This is a genomic window from Sphingobium xenophagum (genome assembly GCF_002288285.1).
Taxonomy (GTDB): Bacteria; Pseudomonadota; Alphaproteobacteria; order Sphingomonadales; family Sphingomonadaceae; genus Sphingobium; species Sphingobium xenophagum.
Genome location: NZ_CP022747.1, coordinates 44,905 through 60,204 on the forward strand (window position 1 = coordinate 44,905; position 15,300 = coordinate 60,204).

Here is a 15,300-nt window from a genome sequence, read left to right on the forward strand (position 1 = left end):
CCGCCAGCCCGGGTATGGGCAGCGAAGAGGTAGATAGGCCTGATCGGCTTGATTTTCCTTTCGGTTATCAGAACAGGTTTCCTGCGATAAGAGCGGTCGACATGAACAATGATCTTCCCGAACCGCGCCTGGATTTTGACGGCCTCAATGCGTTTCTCGACGCCGCCTTTCCGCTCGAAGCGCGCGCCAATTTAGGTTCGCTCGTGGAGATCGCTCCGGGGCGTGTCCGGATGCTGCTCGAGCCGACTGCGGCGATGGCGCGGCCTGGAGGGATCGTATCAGGCCCTTCGTTGATGGCGCTGGCCGACATTGCGGCGTATGCTGCGATTGCCGCCCATTATGGTCCTGAACCTATGGCAGTAACACATAACCTTTCGATCTCTTTCTTGCGGGCCTGCCAGTTCGAGGCGATCCATGCCGATGCCCGGCTGCTCAAACTCGGGCGCAGGCTATCAACGATCGACGTGCGGATCTGGCAGGGGCGCGAGGATCGCCTGGTGGCGCAAGCAACGGTTGGATACGCGCAGCCATAGTCGCAGTGTCCCCGCCACTTGGCGGCTGCTCCTTATCCCCGGGCCGACCGGAGGCTCGGCCAGGCGCCGCCGGCCGCGTCGTTTCGGCAATTATTGATCACATATATCGCCCGCTAAATGTTGCGGAAGGCAATGGATTCCTGCCTGGCACATCGCCGAACCGCCCTCGCAAGGGACGATGATTCCTACCGGCACCATCTGGCGAAGGAGGAATCATGCGTTTGTTCTTCATCGTGTTCGTGGGTTCAGGGATAGGTGGCGCGCTACGCCATCTCGTAGGTCTTGTATCGCTTCGACTGCTCGGACCGAGCTTTCCCTCTGGAACCCTGGCCATAAATGTCTTCGGCTCAGCGCTGATGGGGTTGGTCATCGTAGTGCTTTCGATGCGTTCGGGGACCAACCATGAGCTGCGGGTCTTCCTGACCACCGGCCTCATCGGCGGCTTCACCACCTGGTCGACGTTCAGCCTTGACGCGTACAGTCTCTGGGAACGCGGCTAACAGGCGGCAGCGATAGGCTACGTCCTTAGCAGTCTCGTCCTGTCGTTCGCGGTTCTGGCCGTTGTCCTGGTGGCGGCTCGCCGCTTCGGTTGATGCAGATTAGAGGTTAGACTGAGTGTCAGCGCTCATTTGCCGGCGGCCCTGACGGCGGGACGGAGCCAGAAGAAAATCGTGCAGCCAGCCCCGACCGAAATCTTGTTTTTGTCCCGACCGCAACAAAATTGGATGAGCGCGGCTATGCCGCGCTGGGCCAATGATACAGGAGCGAGGGCACCACGTTGAGCAGTCCTTATGAGGTCTTGGGGGTATCGCCGACAGCCTCGGCGGATGAAATTCAGAAGGCCTACCGAAAGCTCGCCAAGACCCTCCATCCCGATCTCAATCCTGGCGACCGGACGGCTGAAGACAAGTTCAAAGCCGTCGCGGGAGCCTATGATCTCCTTCGCGATCCCGAAAAGCGGCGTCGCTTCGACGCCGGCGAGATCGACGAGACCGGCGCCGAGCGACCGCCGCAGGGCTATTACCGGGACTATGCCAGCAATGATTACGGCCGATATGCCAACAGCGGCGGCTTTGCGGATTTCGACGAGGACCTGTTCGCCGACTTGTTCCGGCAACGTGGGAGAGCGCAGCCCAATCGGCGCGGCGAGGATCTCCAGTTCCGCCTGGGTCTGACCTTGGCGCAGGCGATCACGGGCGGCGAACAGCGACTGACCCTGCCGGGCGGTGGTACGCTCGACGTCAAGATTCCCGCCGGGATCGTCGATGGCCAGACATTGCGCCTCAAGGGCAAGGGCGGGATGGGCTTTGGCAGCGGCGGCCCCGGTGACGCCTATATCATGCTCGAGGTTCTGCCCGATCCGCGATTTGCGCGAGAAGGCGATGATCTCGTTCTCGAGGTTCCGATCTCGCTGAGCGAAGCGGTACTTGGCGGCAAGATCCAGGTCGCGACACCGACGGGTCAGGTGTCGATGACAGTGCCGGCCGGTTCGAACAGCGGCAGCACATTGCGCCTGAAGGGGCAGGGGGCCCCGCGCGCAGGCGGCGGCCGCGGCGACGAACTGGTCAGGCTGAAGATCGTACTGCCCAAGCCGACCGATCCGGAGCTCGAAGCCTTTGTGAAAAACTGGGAGGCGGGCAGGGCACATAATCCGCGGGAGGCAAGCCGATGATCGACCTGGACGACTTCGTGCAGCGCACGGGTATCGCACGGCAGGTTCTGACGACCTGGATCGAGCGCGAATGGCTGGTCGCCGAGCACCCCGGCACGTTGCAGCTCTCGGAGATGGATGCCGCCAGAGCACGGCTCATTCATCAGTTGGAAGGCGATTTCGGGATCAACGACGAGGGTATCGAGATCGTTCTCCACCTGCTCGACCAGGTCCATGGCCTGCGCCGCGCGCTCGAGACCATGCAGCGAGCAGAACCTGCCGGGCGGGGCAGGGTGACCCGGCGTGGGAGCCGCCTCCGCCAGCGCTACTATCGTTTGGGCAAGCGCCGGCTTTAGTTGGCCAGTCGCCGCCCGCCAATAGGCGCGACCAAGATGGGGATTATCGCCAAAGGCACGCCGGTGACGCGCCTGGCTCGCGCGCAGTGGGAAAGTCGGCGGAAAGAGCGGGGAAGACTGTGGAACGCCTGTTAAAAGGACAGGACCGCACCGCGATACAATTCGGCGTGTCGTGGAGCATCAGCGACAAATCGCGTGGTCACAAAAGGGATCGGTCTTGGCCATCCGGTGGGCGCAACCGGAGCCATGTTGACAGTGAAGGCGCTCTACGAGTTGAGCCGCACCGGCGGCCGCTACGCCCTCGTGACCATGTGCATCGGCGGCGGGCAAGGGATCGCGATGATCATCGAGCGGCTTGGCCCAAGGCTTTCGTGATCCGCCCGCTCGGTGGCCATTCTATTTGGCAGCGGCAGGTTAGGCTTTGATGCAAAGGCCGGCGCGCTTCCCCTCCTAGGCGGAACCGCCCGGAGGGATGGCGTCTTGCGCGCTGGCGTCAGCCTCCGCGGCGCCGGCCTTTGCACCTTCTTCGGCGGCTTCGGCCACCGACTTTTCGAACATCTTCTTGAGCACCCAGCCCACCGCGAAAGTGACGGTTGCGGTGACCACTGCCCGTGCCGCGGTTTCCTCGAGCGACCGGATGAATTTCCGACGCCGGCTCGGGGCCGTGGCGCGTTCGATGATACTGTCAGCTGCTTTCATGTCCTGCCTCGCGTGATCCTTCGGTCGTGGAACGCGCTAGGCCCGGCTGCGCTCCCGGCGCCTATGGATCATGCGCAATAAAATGACGTCGAGGAGACGCCAGTAGCCCTCGTCAGCAGGAGGGGCCCGGGTGCTTGGAATGTCGCGCCGGTTGCCGACGCTACTTGCCGGCGAGCAAGGATTGGTCGAGACGCGCGTCATCCGGAGGATTTTCGCGTCCGATCATCTCGATGGCGTCACGGGCTATGACACTGCCGCGATCAGGCAGATGGCTCGTGAATCGGACAGCGGTTGTACGCGGAGCGGTAATTGGCCGACATCGGATACGCGCTGCGCCGGACGCGATTGATGACGCCGAGTGGCTGGTGAGCGGCAAGGCCATGCCATGGACTGAACGCAAGCCCGTCGTCGATGCGCCTGGCCTTCTCGTCGTTCCAGCCAGGCTGGGGCTCGACGACAATCCGGCCGATCGCGCGGAATGGGCTTTGAGCTTCGTCCCAGACCACTGTGGCATCCTCTACGGGCATCGCCTCGAGATCGGTGCACAACTGCACGCGCAATTCCCATTCCGCGCCGTGGGCGGCGATCACCGCGTCTACTTCTTCGCGCAAGCCATTGTCCCGGCCCGCCAAATCGACCGGCTGGTCTTTCAGCGCAACGAGGTGCGGCGAAACAGGAGCGAGGGAAAATTTCGCAATATGGTCGCCGAACCGAAAAGCGGTCTGGCTGTAGAAGGTTTCCCCGAGCGGATGCGTGACAGGGTGACCGCCCAGTTGCTTGATCTTAGCGCTCTCGCCGCCAAGGGCTTCGATCACCGCTTCTGTGCCGCGCAGGACGGCTGACAGCGCCTTTTTGCTGCGTTCCGCCTTGTCCGTGGTCTTGGCGAGCAGTTTCAGATTGGCGAGAAAGTCCTTGGCTCGCGGCGCCGAGAAGGCCGGTCCGTTGACCATGATGATGTCCTGCGTGCTGGCATCCTCGGAACCTGGAAGCCGCTCGCCCTCGACGCCCAGGATCTTGATCGCCATCCCGCGCGGCAGGGAGACGCTGTCGGGAAGGATGTCGCCGGCGTTCGTCGAGATGCGCAGCACGACCTTGTGGTGGCCGCGGCGGGCGGCGATGCCCTGGGCAAGTTCGGCCGGCAAGCCGTCGAACAAGGCGAGCATACCCTCAAGCAGGCCGTGGCTCTTGGCATGCACGCTTCGCACCGCGTGCCCATAATCCTGCGAGGTCGTCTCGAGGATCCTGTGCAGTTCCCGGTCGATCGCCATGCTGGTCTCCGCTTCCTCCGGCTCAGGCGTCTCGACATCGGGGGAGAACAGAACCGGCTGCGGCATGAGGTGTTCCTTGGATCTAGCGTCTGTGCCGGAACCCGTCGCCGGGCAGGCGAGTTCCCATAGCGCATCCATTATGCCGGTCGCACGGCAACCGCCGCAAACCGACCGGACCGCCCCATGCCGCACCGACCGCTTTCCGATCAGGTCTTCGTCATCACTGGCGCGAGCTCCGGTATCGGCCTGCTTACCGCGCGTAAGGCGGCAGGGGCCGGCGCGCGCGTGTTCCTCATCAGCCGGAATGACGCGGCCCTGCGCGCGATCGTGCAGGAGATCGAGGCGGACGGTGGCCGGGCGGCTTACGCTGTCGCCGATGTCGGGGATCGCGAGGCGCTGCAGCGCGCCGCTTCCTGCGCCATAGCGGCCTTCGGCCGCGTCGACACATGGGTCAGCAACGCGGGGGTCGCCATCTATGCGCCGCTGCTCGCCACGCCATTGGAGGAACATGAGCGATTGTTCCGCACCAACTATTTCGGGGCGGTCAACAGCGCGCAGGTCGCCGTGCCCTATCTCACGGCAAGTGGCGGCGCGCTCGTTACGATCGGCTCGATTGCCGGCGACATGCCTTCGCCTGTCATGGGCGCTTATACTGCCTCCAAGCATGCGATCCACGCCTTCGTCGCCTCGCTGCGGATCGAACTCAAGGCCGCGCGATCGCCGGTGCGGGTGACGCTGATCAAGCCGTCGGGCATGACCACGCCGATCGCGATGCATGCCGCCAATCACCAGGACGGCCAAGCGCGGATCCCGCCGCCGCCTTATGATCCGGCGCTCGTGGCCGATGCCATACTCTATACCGCGACCCACAATGTTCGTGCCCTCACGGTCGGCGGCATCGGACGGCTGGAGGTGTTGTTCGCCAGCCATTTTCCGGCGCTGTTTGAGCGTCTCGCGCCGCTCGTCGGGCCTTTTCTCGTCGATCGCTCGAAGCCCGCGACGCAAGGTGACAATCTTTTCGGGCCGGGCGCCGATGGCGAGGCACGCTCGCGCAACGAGGAAGGGCGCCGATCGAGCCTAACCCTGGCGGCACGGACACGGCCACACGCGGCTGCGGCGCTCGTCGGCGGGGCTGCTGTGATCCTGGGCGGCCTGTTCCTGCGGAATCGGCGATCCTAGGGGAACCAGGGGGCGACCGGGGGGATTATCGAACAGAGCCGCGCTCCCGCGCGGGACAGGGAGCTGCCATGGCCACCATTTCCAAACCCGCGGCCCCTGGCGACGTCGAACCTCTCGATATCAGCCTCACCATCAACGGCGAACGGCAGGCGTTCACGGTCCTGCCTTGGGTAACGCTGCTCGATCTGCTGCGCGATCATGCCGATTTCACGGGCACGAAGAAGGGCTGCGATCATGGCCAGTGCGGCGCCTGCACGGTGCTGGTCGGCGACCGCCGGATCAACAGCTGCCTGCGTCTTGCGGTGATGCATGATGGCGATAACATCACAACGATCGAGGGGATGGGCGATGGGGAGGCGCTGCATCCCCTGCAACAGGCGTTTTTGGACCATGACGCCTTCCAGTGCGGCTATTGCACGCCGGGCCAGATCTGCTCGGCCCAGGGGCTGATCAACGAAGGCCGTGCCCGAAGCCGGGAGGAGATACGCGAGCTCATGAGCGGCAATCTTTGTCGCTGCGGCGCGTATACGAACATCGCCGACGCCATCGAGCAGGTCTTGGGAGAGCGAGCATGAACCGCTTTGGCTATGCGCGGCCAACGTCGATCGCGGACGCCGTCAGGCTGGCCGCAAAGGACGGTGCGCGCTACATCGCGGGTGGCACAAACCTGGTCGATCTGATGAAGGAACATGTCGAACGGCCGACGAGCGTGATCGACATTACCCGGCTGCCACTGGGTAGGATCGAGGAGGCTGAGGATGGGGGATTGAGGCTCGGTGCGCTCGTGCCCAATGCCGACACCGCCTATGACCGGCGCGTCCAGGATCGTTACCCGCTACTGTCGTCGGCGATCCTGGCGGGCGCCAGCCCCCAGCTGCGCAATGCCGCGACCAATGGCGGGAATCTCAACCAGCGCACGCGTTGCTACTATTTTTATGACACGGCGACCCCCTGCAACAAGCGGGTCCCGGGCTCTGGCTGCGGCGCGATCGGTGGGGTCAACCGCATCCATGCCATTCTGGGGGCTAGCGATCAGTGCATCGCAACCCACCCGTCGGACATGTGCGTCGCCCTGGCCGCGCTCTCGGCCCAAGTGGAAGTGGCCGGCCCGAATGGCGTCCGCACGATCGCGTTCGCGGACTATCATCGCCTGCCCGGCGAGGATCCCGCGCGCGACAACAGCCTCGAGCGCGGCGAGCTCGTCACGGCCATCATCCTTCCGCATGAGGATTTCACGCAGAACTACACCTATCTGAAGTTGCGCGACCGCTTGTCCTACGCCTTCGCGCTCGTGTCGGTGGCGGCGGCTCTGCGTATCGAGGGCGCCAGGATCGCCGAGGCGCGCCTCGCGCTTGGCGGCGTGGCGCACAAGCCCTGGCGCCTTCCCCACGTCGAACAGTTGCTGGTCGGCCGCGAGGCGGGCGAGGCGGTCTTCCGGCAGGTCGCTGACGCGCTGCTCGACGGTGCGGCCGGCCAGGGCGAGAACGACTTCAAGATCCCGCTTGCGCGGCGCGCGATCGTGCGGGCGCTGTCGCAGGCCGCGGCCGGCACGCCGCAATCGCAAACCGACAAACGCGTCGCCTGAGGACAGGACCATGGCAGCCATCATCGCTCACGACGGCATCGGCGCTCCGCTCAGCCGGGTCGAGGGACTTCTGAAGGTGACCGGCAAGGCGCGCTATGCCGCCGAATATCCCACCACTGGTCTGCTCCATGGGGTCGTCGTCAATGCCGCGATCGCGCGCGGGCGGATCACCCGGATCGACGACAGTGCCGCACGCGCGGTCGCAGGCGTCGTCGATGTGCTCACCCATGAAAATCGGCTGGAGATCGCATCCGCGGACAAGAAATTTCAGGATGACGTCGCCCCGCCCGGCTCGCCCTTGCGCCCCCTGTGCGACGCGCAGATCCACTATAATGGCCAGCCGGTCGCCCTCGTCGTCGCCGAGACATTCGAGGCGGCGCGCTATGCGGCAAGTCTCGTCGAGCTCGGCTACGAGCAGGATGCGCACAATACCCGGTTCGAAGTCGCGCTTGCGGAAAAGTTCGTGCCCAGGAAGAAGCGGTCAGGATATTATCCGCCCAAGAACCGTGGCGACGCGCGCTCGGCCTTCGAGACCGCACCGGTCACGATCGCCGGCGATTATCACAAGGGCGCCGAGCACCATAATCCCATGGAGATGCATGCCTCGACCGTCTTCTTCGAAGGAGACGGCAGGCTCACGGTTCATGACAAGACACAGGGTCCTCAGAATGTGCAGGCCTATCTGGCCGGCGCGTTCGACCTGAAGGCCGACGATGTCCGCGTGCTCAATCCCTTTGTCGGCGGCGCGTTTGGTTCGGGGCTGCGACCACAATATAATGTGTATTTGGCAGCCATGGCCGCCTTGAAGCTGAAACGCTCGGTACGCGTCGTGCTCACCCGCCAGCAGATGTTCACCCATACGCACCGCCCCGAATGCCTCAACTCGATCTCGCTTGGTGCCGAGCGCGACGGGGCTCTGACAGCGATCCTGACCGACGCCACGACCCTGACGTCCAGGTTCGAGAATTACATGGAGACCGTCGTCAACTGGGGCATGATGAACTATGCCTGCGAGAACGCGGAAGGCGCCTCCTATATCGCGCCGGTCGACACCTATACGCCTGGCGACATGCGCGCGCCCGGCGCGGCGACCGGCATGACACAATTCGAGATGGCGATGGACGAGCTGTCTTACGCGGTCGGCATCGATCCTCTCGACTTGCGGGTGAAGAATTACTCCAACATCGACGCGATGAACGGGACCGAGTTCACCAGCAAGGCTCTGCGCGAAGCCTATGCGCAGGGCGCCCAGGCTTTTGGATGGGACAGGCGCAGCCCGCAGCCGCGTTCGATGCGCGAAGGCCAGGAACTGATCGGCTGGGGCATGGCGACCGGAATGTGGGACGCGATGTTCTCCAAATGCGCGGCCCGTGCGACGCTCAAGACCGACGGCACGCTCGAAGTCGCAAGCGCGATGTCGGACATCGGCACGGGCACCTATACGGTGATGACCCAAGTCGCGGCGGATACGCTCGGACTACCGGCCTCGGCTATCAGGGCAAAGCTCGGCGATTCCACCCTTCCGCTATCGCCGGTAGAGGGCGGCTCCTGGGGTGCGGCGTCAGTGGGCGCAGCGGTGCAGCTTGCCTGTCATGGCGTGGCCGCCCGGCTCGCCAAGGCTGCTGCGAAGATGGACGGCGATCCGCTCGAGGGCGCGAAGCTGGATGACCTGCTCTTCGAGAATGGGACCATGCGCCGCCGCGACGGCAAAGGTGAAGCGGTCCCCTTCACGGCGGCGATGGAGGCCGCGGCGCTGGACAGGATCGAGGTCGAGAAGACAGCGCAGCCTGGCCCCCTCGACATGGTCAGCCTGATGCGCAAGTCGCGCAACACCCATAGCGCGGTGTTCTGCGAGGTGCGGGTGGACGAGGAGCTGGGCGTCGTCCGTGTGACGCGGGTGGTGAGCGCGATCGCGGCCGGCAGGATCATCAACCCCAAGACCGCGCGCAGCCAGATACTCGGCGGGATCGTGATGGGGATCGGCGCGGCGCTGCACGAGGAAAGCTTCCTCGATCACCGGCTCGGCCGGTTCATGAACCACAACTACGCGGAATATCATGTGCCTGCCCATGCCGACATCCACGATATCGAGGTGATCTTCGTCCACGAGCCGGACCCCGAAGTCACACCGCTCGGCGTGAAGGGCCTGGGCGAGATCGGTATAGTCGGCACTGCGGCCGCAGTCGCAAATGCCATTTATCACGCGACCGGGGCGCGGGTACGCAGCCTGCCGGTCACGATCGACAAGCTGCTCGTGGACTGAAGCCGCGCTTCCCGCATGGGCGCTCCCAGGGAGCGGCCACCCTACGGTGATCGCGCGGGGTGGCGGGTCGCATGAATGTCAGGGAGCGGGATATCGGGCGACGATTGCGGCGAGCTCTGCCGAAATCGCGTCTGCATCGCGGATAAGATCATCGGCCTGCGCATCGATCTCCTGCTGGATGTCGCGCGGCCACTCATGCTCCATCGTCGCGGCAAGCCGGCTGGCAGAATTGAGATAGGTGCTGGTACGCGCTTCCAGCATGGTGCACTGGTCCGCGTCGGTGTCGCTCTGGGTTGCCGGGTGGGCGGCGGCGAGCACCTTGCGGGCGGCGCGAACCAGCGCGCTCATGCGCAGACCGATCATGCCAAGATGCTGGGCGCGCCACTTGTCGACGGTCGCGTTGTCGTAGGCGGTGCGCGTGTCGCGGATTTCCTGGATCAGGAAGTCCGCTTCGGCCTGCGGGGTCATTTTGGATTTCGGTTCGAACATAGGCTTTCTCCATGCTTTGGCGCCGCCCGTACAAGCCGTGCGGTCGCCAGGGTTTAGGAAGGGGAGGGAGGCTGCCGCCTGGCGGAGCAGGTCGGAGCTAGATCGCCGAAGCGGGCTTCGCGGGGCTATTTGCCGGTGATCTTCACCCCGATGATGTCGGCGAGCTCGATGAGTGCAGTGAAGGTGTCGGCATCGGCGACGATGTCGACCGGCGCTTCGACGCTGCTGAATGGATCGGGCGGCAGCCGGTCTTCGAACAGAATGAGGGCGCGCGCGCTATCGTCCTGACGAGATACCCATCCCAGTCCCTGGACGTCCGGACACTGGGCATGGATGGCCTCCGCCCAGGCGCGGGTCTGTGGATAGATATCCTTGTCGCTCTCGATGAGATCGACCCGCGGAATGCCAAGCTTGCGCAGCGCTGTGCTGCTGAGATCGGCAAGCCTGAGGTCCGCGGCGGGTTGCAATCTGGAATAATGATGCTTCCTGAGCTTGCGTTTCGCGACGGTCTTCAGTCCCGGCGCATGAGGCACATCGTGGAAGACCGTTTCCATGGCGGCGCATTCGAGCGTCGTGCCACCATAGAGGGTAGGGATCGCATTGCCGGCGGCATTGCGGAGCGGACTGAAACGCGCGTTGCCGTGTGGACCGGGGTTGAAGGCATCCGGGGCATATTCATCGGGGTGAATGCGATGGATGGTCTGGCTCGCTGACCAGCTCGTTCGTTTAACGAGCGCATCGAGGTTGTCGGGCGGCGAGGCGATCGTGCGCGAAGGGATCGCTCCGGCAGGGGCGGGAGCCGGAGCGACAGGCGCCTTCTTGCGCGTTCGTGGCTTAGCTGGATCGGCACCTGCGTCGCGGGGTTTGGCTCGTTTAGCCATGACGCACGCCGGCGACCTCGTCGTGCGCGGCCGCGAGTACGCGCTCGGGATCGCTGACGAGGAGATCCTGTGGCAGAGCGCCGCCCAGGAACCCGTTGGCGGACGCGAACCAGATCGCGATGTCCCAGGCATCGAGCTCATCCCCGAAAACCTGGAGAATGGGAGTGAGACCCTTTACCGGCCGATATTGCGCCTCCGGGTCGAGCGCATAAGCTGGGTAGAGATCATTGCCATCATGGCGCAGCGCGAAGATCCTACCTTCGCGCTTCCATTTATTTGGCTGGGCGCTCGAGTTCAGCCCAGTAAACCCTGCGATTCCGGACAATTTGGCCGCAGTGAGCCATTCCGCGCTTTCCAGCACAGCCTTGCGGGCTTCGGCGTTCATACGAGCCTGGGTGAGCAGATGTTCGGGCGGCGAAACGGCGGGGACGAGCGCGTCGACCAGCTTTTCGAGAGTTGCGGTCTCACGGTCCGCGAGGTTGCGAAGGATCATCGGCGCGATCAGACGCACCGCCTCCGCGAAGGCCGTGGCTGCCGCTTCTCCAGCATGTTCCAGCTGAAAGGCGATGATGGGGCCGTCCTTGTCCTTCAGACGCGCGCGCACGTCCCGCGCGGAGCCGGTAAGAGGTTTGATACGGACGTCCGAAAAATCCGGCGCTGTTGCGGTGGCCATGATCGCCTCACTGGATATGATGGATATCCATATAGCATGATATCCTAAATAATCAATGAGAGGTCGAATTCAATCAACATGTGCCGCGCTTTGTGCCGCGCGGCACATTCTCGCTTCGACAAGTGAGTTGATCGCCAGCATGCCCGCCTCGAAAGAAGGGCGGAGCGAAGCTTGTTAACCAAGCCATGTCATAGCGCTTTAACCAGGCTATCGAGGTAGGGACATTGCATGCGGGTTTTGTTGATCGAAGACGACACTACGGTCGCGAGTGCCCTCGAGCTGATGCTGAGTGCCGAGGGGTTCAATGTCTACTCGACCGACTTGGGCGAGGAGGGCCTCGATCTCGGCAAATCCTATGATTACGATCTCATCTGTCTCGACCTCAACCTGCCGGACGTGCACGGGTTCGACGTCCTCAAGAAGCTGCGGATGGGCCGAGTCGACACTCCGGTGCTGATCCTCTCGGGGATTTCGGAACTGGATTCCAAGGTCCGTGCCTTCGCCATGGGCGCGGACGAGTATCTGACCAAACCCTTCCATAAGATCGAGCTGGTCGCGCGGATCAACGCTGTCGTCCGCCGGTCGAAGGGTCATGCCGAGTCCGTCATACGTATCGGCAAGATTGCCGTGAACCTTGATGGGAAGGTCGCCGAAGTCGACGGGGCCCGCATACATCTGACAGGCAAGGAATATGCGATGCTCGAGCTGCTGGCCCTGCGCCAAGGCTCAACGCTCACCAAGGAAATGTTCCTGAACCATCTTTATGGCGGCATTGACGAACCGGAGCTCAAGATCATCGATGTTTTCATCTGCAAGCTACGAAAGAAACTGACCCTCGCATGCGGCGGCGAAAACTATATCGAAACGGTGTGGGGCCGCGGCTACATGCTCCGGGCGCCAGGCGAAGAGGCCTTTGAGCAAGCGGCCTAAAGCTTTGGGTGCTCCACACGCCTCGTATCTTTCGGCAGGGTGGATGTGCTGATGCCGTCCCTTTGAGCGCGGCAGTCCGCGCTTTCCCCTTGGGTGCTCCGCTCGGCTCTGACTAGATCGGCCTCAGGCTTCGTCCCATCAAGCTTCGAGCAGTCGTTCGAGGCCCTTGGCGACGCATTGCGCGGGCTCATCGGCCGTCATGACCTCAAGACCCGTTGCGTCTGCGATCATGGTGCGCATCAAGGGCACCAACGCGCTGCCGCCGGTCAGCAGGATGCCCTTGTCGTGGATGTCCTGACTGAGGTCTGGCGCGGTCTGCCCGAGCACGTCGCGCACGACCTTTACGATCTGGGCCACATGTTTTTCGACGACCCGGTCGAGATCGGCCATGTTGATCGCAATCGTCTTGGGCAGGCCGGTGCGCAGGCAGCGTCCGCTGACGGGTATCGCATCGCCTTGCGCGCTGCGTGACCCCTTATGCGCGACATAGTCGAGCTTGAGCTGTTCCGCCGAGCGATCGCCGATGAGGAATTTGTGCTGGAGATGGACCTGGTCGGCGAGCGCGCGATTGAGCGTGTCGCCGCCGATCCGCACCGATCCGGTGCCGCAAATCCCGCCAAGCGAGAAAACAGCAACCTCGGTCGTTCCCGCGCCGCATTCCACGATCATCGATCCGGCGGGCTCATCGACGGCAAGCCCGGCCCCGATGGCGGCGGCGAGCGGCTCGGTCAAAAGCGTGATCGGGCCGAGCCCGGCGTCGGCGGCGGCGGTGAGCATCGCTCCGCGCTCAGCCTGGGTCGCATCGGCGGGGACGCCAATGATGGCGGCGGGTGTGCGCCAGCGGCTCCGGCCCCTGGACTTCGACAGGGCATAGCGGAGCACCCGTTTCGCGGCATCGATGTCCTGCAGGACCCCGCGACATAGCGGCCGCGCAATGCGCAGGGCCGCTGGCGTGCGGTCGATCATCGCATAGGCCTCGCGGCCGGCGGCAAGCAGGCTGGTCATGTTATGCTTGCCCGCGACACAGCATAGCGACGGCTCGTCGAAAACGAGGCCGTCGCCGCGACGCAGAATGCGGATGTTCGCGGTCCCGAAATCGATTGCGATCTCCGGTCGCCGCTGTGGCAGGAAGGACGTCATAGGATCGTCCTACCCGTCCCTGGCCACATTGTCTTCCATCTTGGCCTCGTTCGAAGCCATGCAGCTCACGGCCGGCTGAAAACCGCGCTGCGGAACTTATAGATGCAACGCGCGGGAACGGCTCATCGGCTTGACGACCACGTCCCCGCGCCCGGAGCACGAACCGGAATTGTGCTATTGGTGGGCGGCGACGAAGAGACCATTGGGCCGCGGGCCGTAGGCACAGGCCGGCCTATATGACGCCAAGCGCCCGCATTGCCTCGGCCACGCGGACGAAGCCGGCGATGTTCGCGCCAAGGACATAGTCGCCCGGCGTTCCGAACTCGTCGGCGGTCGATGCGCAGGTGTCATGAATGCGGCGCATGATATCGGCAAGGCGCTGCTCGGTCTGCTCGAACGTCCAGCTGTCGCGCGACGCGTTCTGCTGCATCTCCAGGGCCGAGGTCGCCACGCCGCCTGCATTGGCGGCCTTGCCGGGCGCGAAGAGGACGCCCGCCTCCCTGAAGAAGCGTACGGCTTCCGGCGTCGAGGGCATGTTCGCGCCTTCGCCAACGGCGATCACGCCGTTCTGGATGAGCGCTTTGGCGTCGCGGCCAGTGAGCTCGTTCTGGGTGGCGGATGGCATCGCGATTTCGCAGGGGACGTCCCAGATGGAGCCGGTATCGGAGAAACGCGCTCCGTCGCCCTTGAGCCTGGCATATTCCGAAATGCGTTCCCGGCGGCTTTCCTTGACCTCTTTGAGGAGTGCGAGATCGATGCCGGCCTCATCGACCACATAGCCGCTCGAGTCCGAGCAGGCGACGACCTTGCCCCCGAATTCGGTTATCTTTTCGGCGGTGTAGATGGCGACATTACCCGAGCCCGACACCACCACGCGGCGATTATCGAAGGTGAGCTGCTTGGTCGCGAGCATGCGCTCGACGAAGTAGACCGCGCCGTAGCCGGTTGCTTCGGTCCGGGCGCGCGAGCCGCCGTAGACCAGGCCCTTTCCGGTAAGGACGCCGGCTTCGTAGCGATTGGTCAGGCGCTTGTACTGGCCGAACAGATAGCCGATTTCCCGGCCGCCCACGCCGATGTCGCCGGCGGGGACGTCGGTATATTCGCCCAGGTGCCGGTGAAGCTCGGTCATGTAGGACTGGCAGAAGCGCATGATCTCGCCGTCCGATCGGCCGCGCGGATCGAAGTCGGAGCCGCCCTTGCCGCCACCGATCGGAAGGCCGGTGAGCGCGTTCTTGAACGTCTGCTCGAAGCCGAGAAATTTGATGATGCCGACGTTCACCGACGGATGGAAGCGCAGGCCGCCCTTATAGGGGCCGAGTGCCGAGTTGAACTGTACGCGAAAGCCGCGGTTGATGTGGACCTGGCCCCGGTCGTCGACCCAGGGGACGCGGAAGATGATCTGGCGCTCGGGCTCGCAGATCCGCTCGATGAGGGCGTTCTCGAGATAGCTGGGATATTTCGCGACGACGCGGCCCAGGCTTTCGAGGACCTCGGTCACGGCCTGGTGAAATTCGAGCTCTCCTGCATTCCGGCGCAGGACCTGATCGAGCACGGGCTCGAGCTTCTCATCGATCTTCGACATGATTTCTCCCAAGGGCGAACACCCTCAAGCGCTTAATGCGAGGCTGTACGAAAGGCCATCGCGGTGTCTTC

The 15,300-nt window shown here is 63.9% G+C and carries 15 protein-coding genes, 2 pseudogenes and 1 riboswitch; of the genes and pseudogenes, 10 read left to right on the top strand and 7 right to left on the bottom strand.

Going from position 1 to position 15,300, the window contains the following annotated elements; genetic code table 11:
• Positions 1-14: 14 nt before the first annotated feature.
• The 5 genes and pseudogenes from CJD35_RS18280 to CJD35_RS18300 all read left to right on the top strand — a co-directional run.
• A complete protein-coding gene (locus CJD35_RS18280; protein WP_244917337.1) occupies positions 15-533 on the top strand; it encodes a PaaI family thioesterase in 519 nt (172 codons plus the stop codon).
• 119 nt (positions 534-652) lie between these two features.
• A riboswitch (Fluoride riboswitch) is annotated at positions 653-728 on the top strand.
• A 20-nt stretch (positions 729-748) separates the two neighbouring features.
• Positions 749-1,126: pseudogene (gene crcB, locus CJD35_RS18285) on the top strand (fluoride efflux transporter CrcB).
• A 185-nt stretch (positions 1,127-1,311) separates the two neighbouring features.
• On the top strand, positions 1,312-2,205 hold the full coding sequence (locus CJD35_RS18290) for a DnaJ C-terminal domain-containing protein (protein ID WP_095687350.1): 894 nt from the start codon (positions 1,312-1,314) through the stop codon (positions 2,203-2,205).
• The gene (locus CJD35_RS18295) at positions 2,202-2,540 is read left to right on the top strand and encodes a chaperone modulator CbpM (RefSeq protein ID WP_095687351.1); all 339 of its coding nucleotides are present in this window, start codon (positions 2,202-2,204) and stop codon (positions 2,538-2,540) included. Before CJD35_RS18290 ends, CJD35_RS18295 begins: the two co-directional genes overlap by 4 nt.
• Before the next feature lie 207 nt (positions 2,541-2,747).
• Positions 2,748-2,915, top strand: a pseudogene (locus tag CJD35_RS18300) (acetyl-CoA C-acyltransferase); the annotation flags it as partial.
• A gap of 75 nt (positions 2,916-2,990) precedes the next feature.
• Here CJD35_RS18300 and CJD35_RS18305 read toward each other — a convergent pair.
• Positions 2,991-3,239, bottom strand: coding sequence for a hypothetical protein (locus tag CJD35_RS18305; RefSeq protein ID WP_095687352.1), 249 nt, complete (start codon positions 3,237-3,239; stop codon positions 2,991-2,993).
• Positions 3,240-3,499: 260 nt separating this feature from the next.
• Complete coding sequence (locus CJD35_RS18310) at positions 3,500-4,573, bottom strand: catalase family protein (protein WP_095687353.1); 1,074 nt, start codon at positions 4,571-4,573, stop codon at positions 3,500-3,502.
• 117 nt (positions 4,574-4,690) lie between these two features.
• Here CJD35_RS18310 and CJD35_RS18315 point away from each other — a divergent pair, with 117 nt between their 5' ends.
• The 4 genes from CJD35_RS18315 to CJD35_RS18330 all read left to right on the top strand — a co-directional run bounded on the left by CJD35_RS18315 (position 4,691) and on the right by CJD35_RS18330 (position 9,534).
• Positions 4,691-5,686: an SDR family oxidoreductase gene (locus CJD35_RS18315; RefSeq protein WP_095687354.1), complete on the top strand. Its 996-nt coding sequence runs from the start codon at positions 4,691-4,693 to the stop codon at positions 5,684-5,686.
• Between the two features lie 68 nt (positions 5,687-5,754).
• Positions 5,755-6,261 (top strand): (2Fe-2S)-binding protein, encoded by a 507-nt coding sequence (locus CJD35_RS18320; RefSeq protein WP_095687355.1) that lies wholly within the window; start codon positions 5,755-5,757, stop codon positions 6,259-6,261.
• Entirely contained in the window at positions 6,258-7,271 is a 1,014-nt protein-coding gene (locus tag CJD35_RS18325) for an FAD binding domain-containing protein (protein ID WP_095687356.1), read from the top strand. Before CJD35_RS18320 ends, CJD35_RS18325 begins: the two co-directional genes overlap by 4 nt.
• A 10-nt stretch (positions 7,272-7,281) precedes the next feature.
• The gene (locus CJD35_RS18330) at positions 7,282-9,534 is read left to right on the top strand and encodes a xanthine dehydrogenase family protein molybdopterin-binding subunit (protein WP_095687357.1); all 2,253 of its coding nucleotides are present in this window, start codon (positions 7,282-7,284) and stop codon (positions 9,532-9,534) included.
• A 78-nt stretch (positions 9,535-9,612) separates the two neighbouring features.
• On the opposite strand, the gene CJD35_RS18335 is transcribed toward CJD35_RS18330, so the two are convergent.
• The 3 genes from CJD35_RS18335 to CJD35_RS18345 form a co-directional block, all read right to left on the bottom strand.
• Entirely contained in the window at positions 9,613-10,023 is a 411-nt protein-coding gene (locus CJD35_RS18335; RefSeq protein ID WP_095687358.1) for a hypothetical protein, read from the bottom strand.
• 125 nt (positions 10,024-10,148) lie between these two features.
• Positions 10,149-10,904, bottom strand: coding sequence for an RES family NAD+ phosphorylase (locus CJD35_RS18340; RefSeq protein WP_174703671.1), 756 nt, complete (start codon positions 10,902-10,904; stop codon positions 10,149-10,151).
• Positions 10,897-11,577 carry a hypothetical protein gene (locus CJD35_RS18345; RefSeq protein ID WP_036530429.1) on the bottom strand — a complete coding sequence of 227 codons (681 nt, stop codon included), beginning with the start codon at positions 11,575-11,577 and terminating at the stop codon, positions 10,897-10,899. Before CJD35_RS18345 ends, CJD35_RS18340 begins: the two co-directional genes overlap by 8 nt.
• Positions 11,578-11,805: 228 nt before the next feature.
• Between CJD35_RS18345 and ctrA the strand changes: the two genes are divergently transcribed.
• The gene (ctrA, locus tag CJD35_RS18350) at positions 11,806-12,507 is read left to right on the top strand and encodes a response regulator transcription factor CtrA (protein ID WP_095687359.1); all 702 of its coding nucleotides are present in this window, start codon (positions 11,806-11,808) and stop codon (positions 12,505-12,507) included.
• Positions 12,508-12,645: 138 nt separating this feature from the next.
• Here the strand turns inward: ctrA and mreB are convergent, their stop codons facing one another.
• Positions 12,646-13,647: a rod shape-determining protein gene (gene mreB / locus CJD35_RS18355; RefSeq protein WP_095687360.1), complete on the bottom strand. Its 1,002-nt coding sequence runs from the start codon at positions 13,645-13,647 to the stop codon at positions 12,646-12,648.
• Between the two features lie 232 nt (positions 13,648-13,879).
• A complete protein-coding gene (gene gdhA / locus CJD35_RS18360) occupies positions 13,880-15,229 on the bottom strand; it encodes an NADP-specific glutamate dehydrogenase (protein ID WP_095687361.1) in 1,350 nt (449 codons plus the stop codon).
• Positions 15,230-15,300 lie beyond the last annotated feature (71 nt).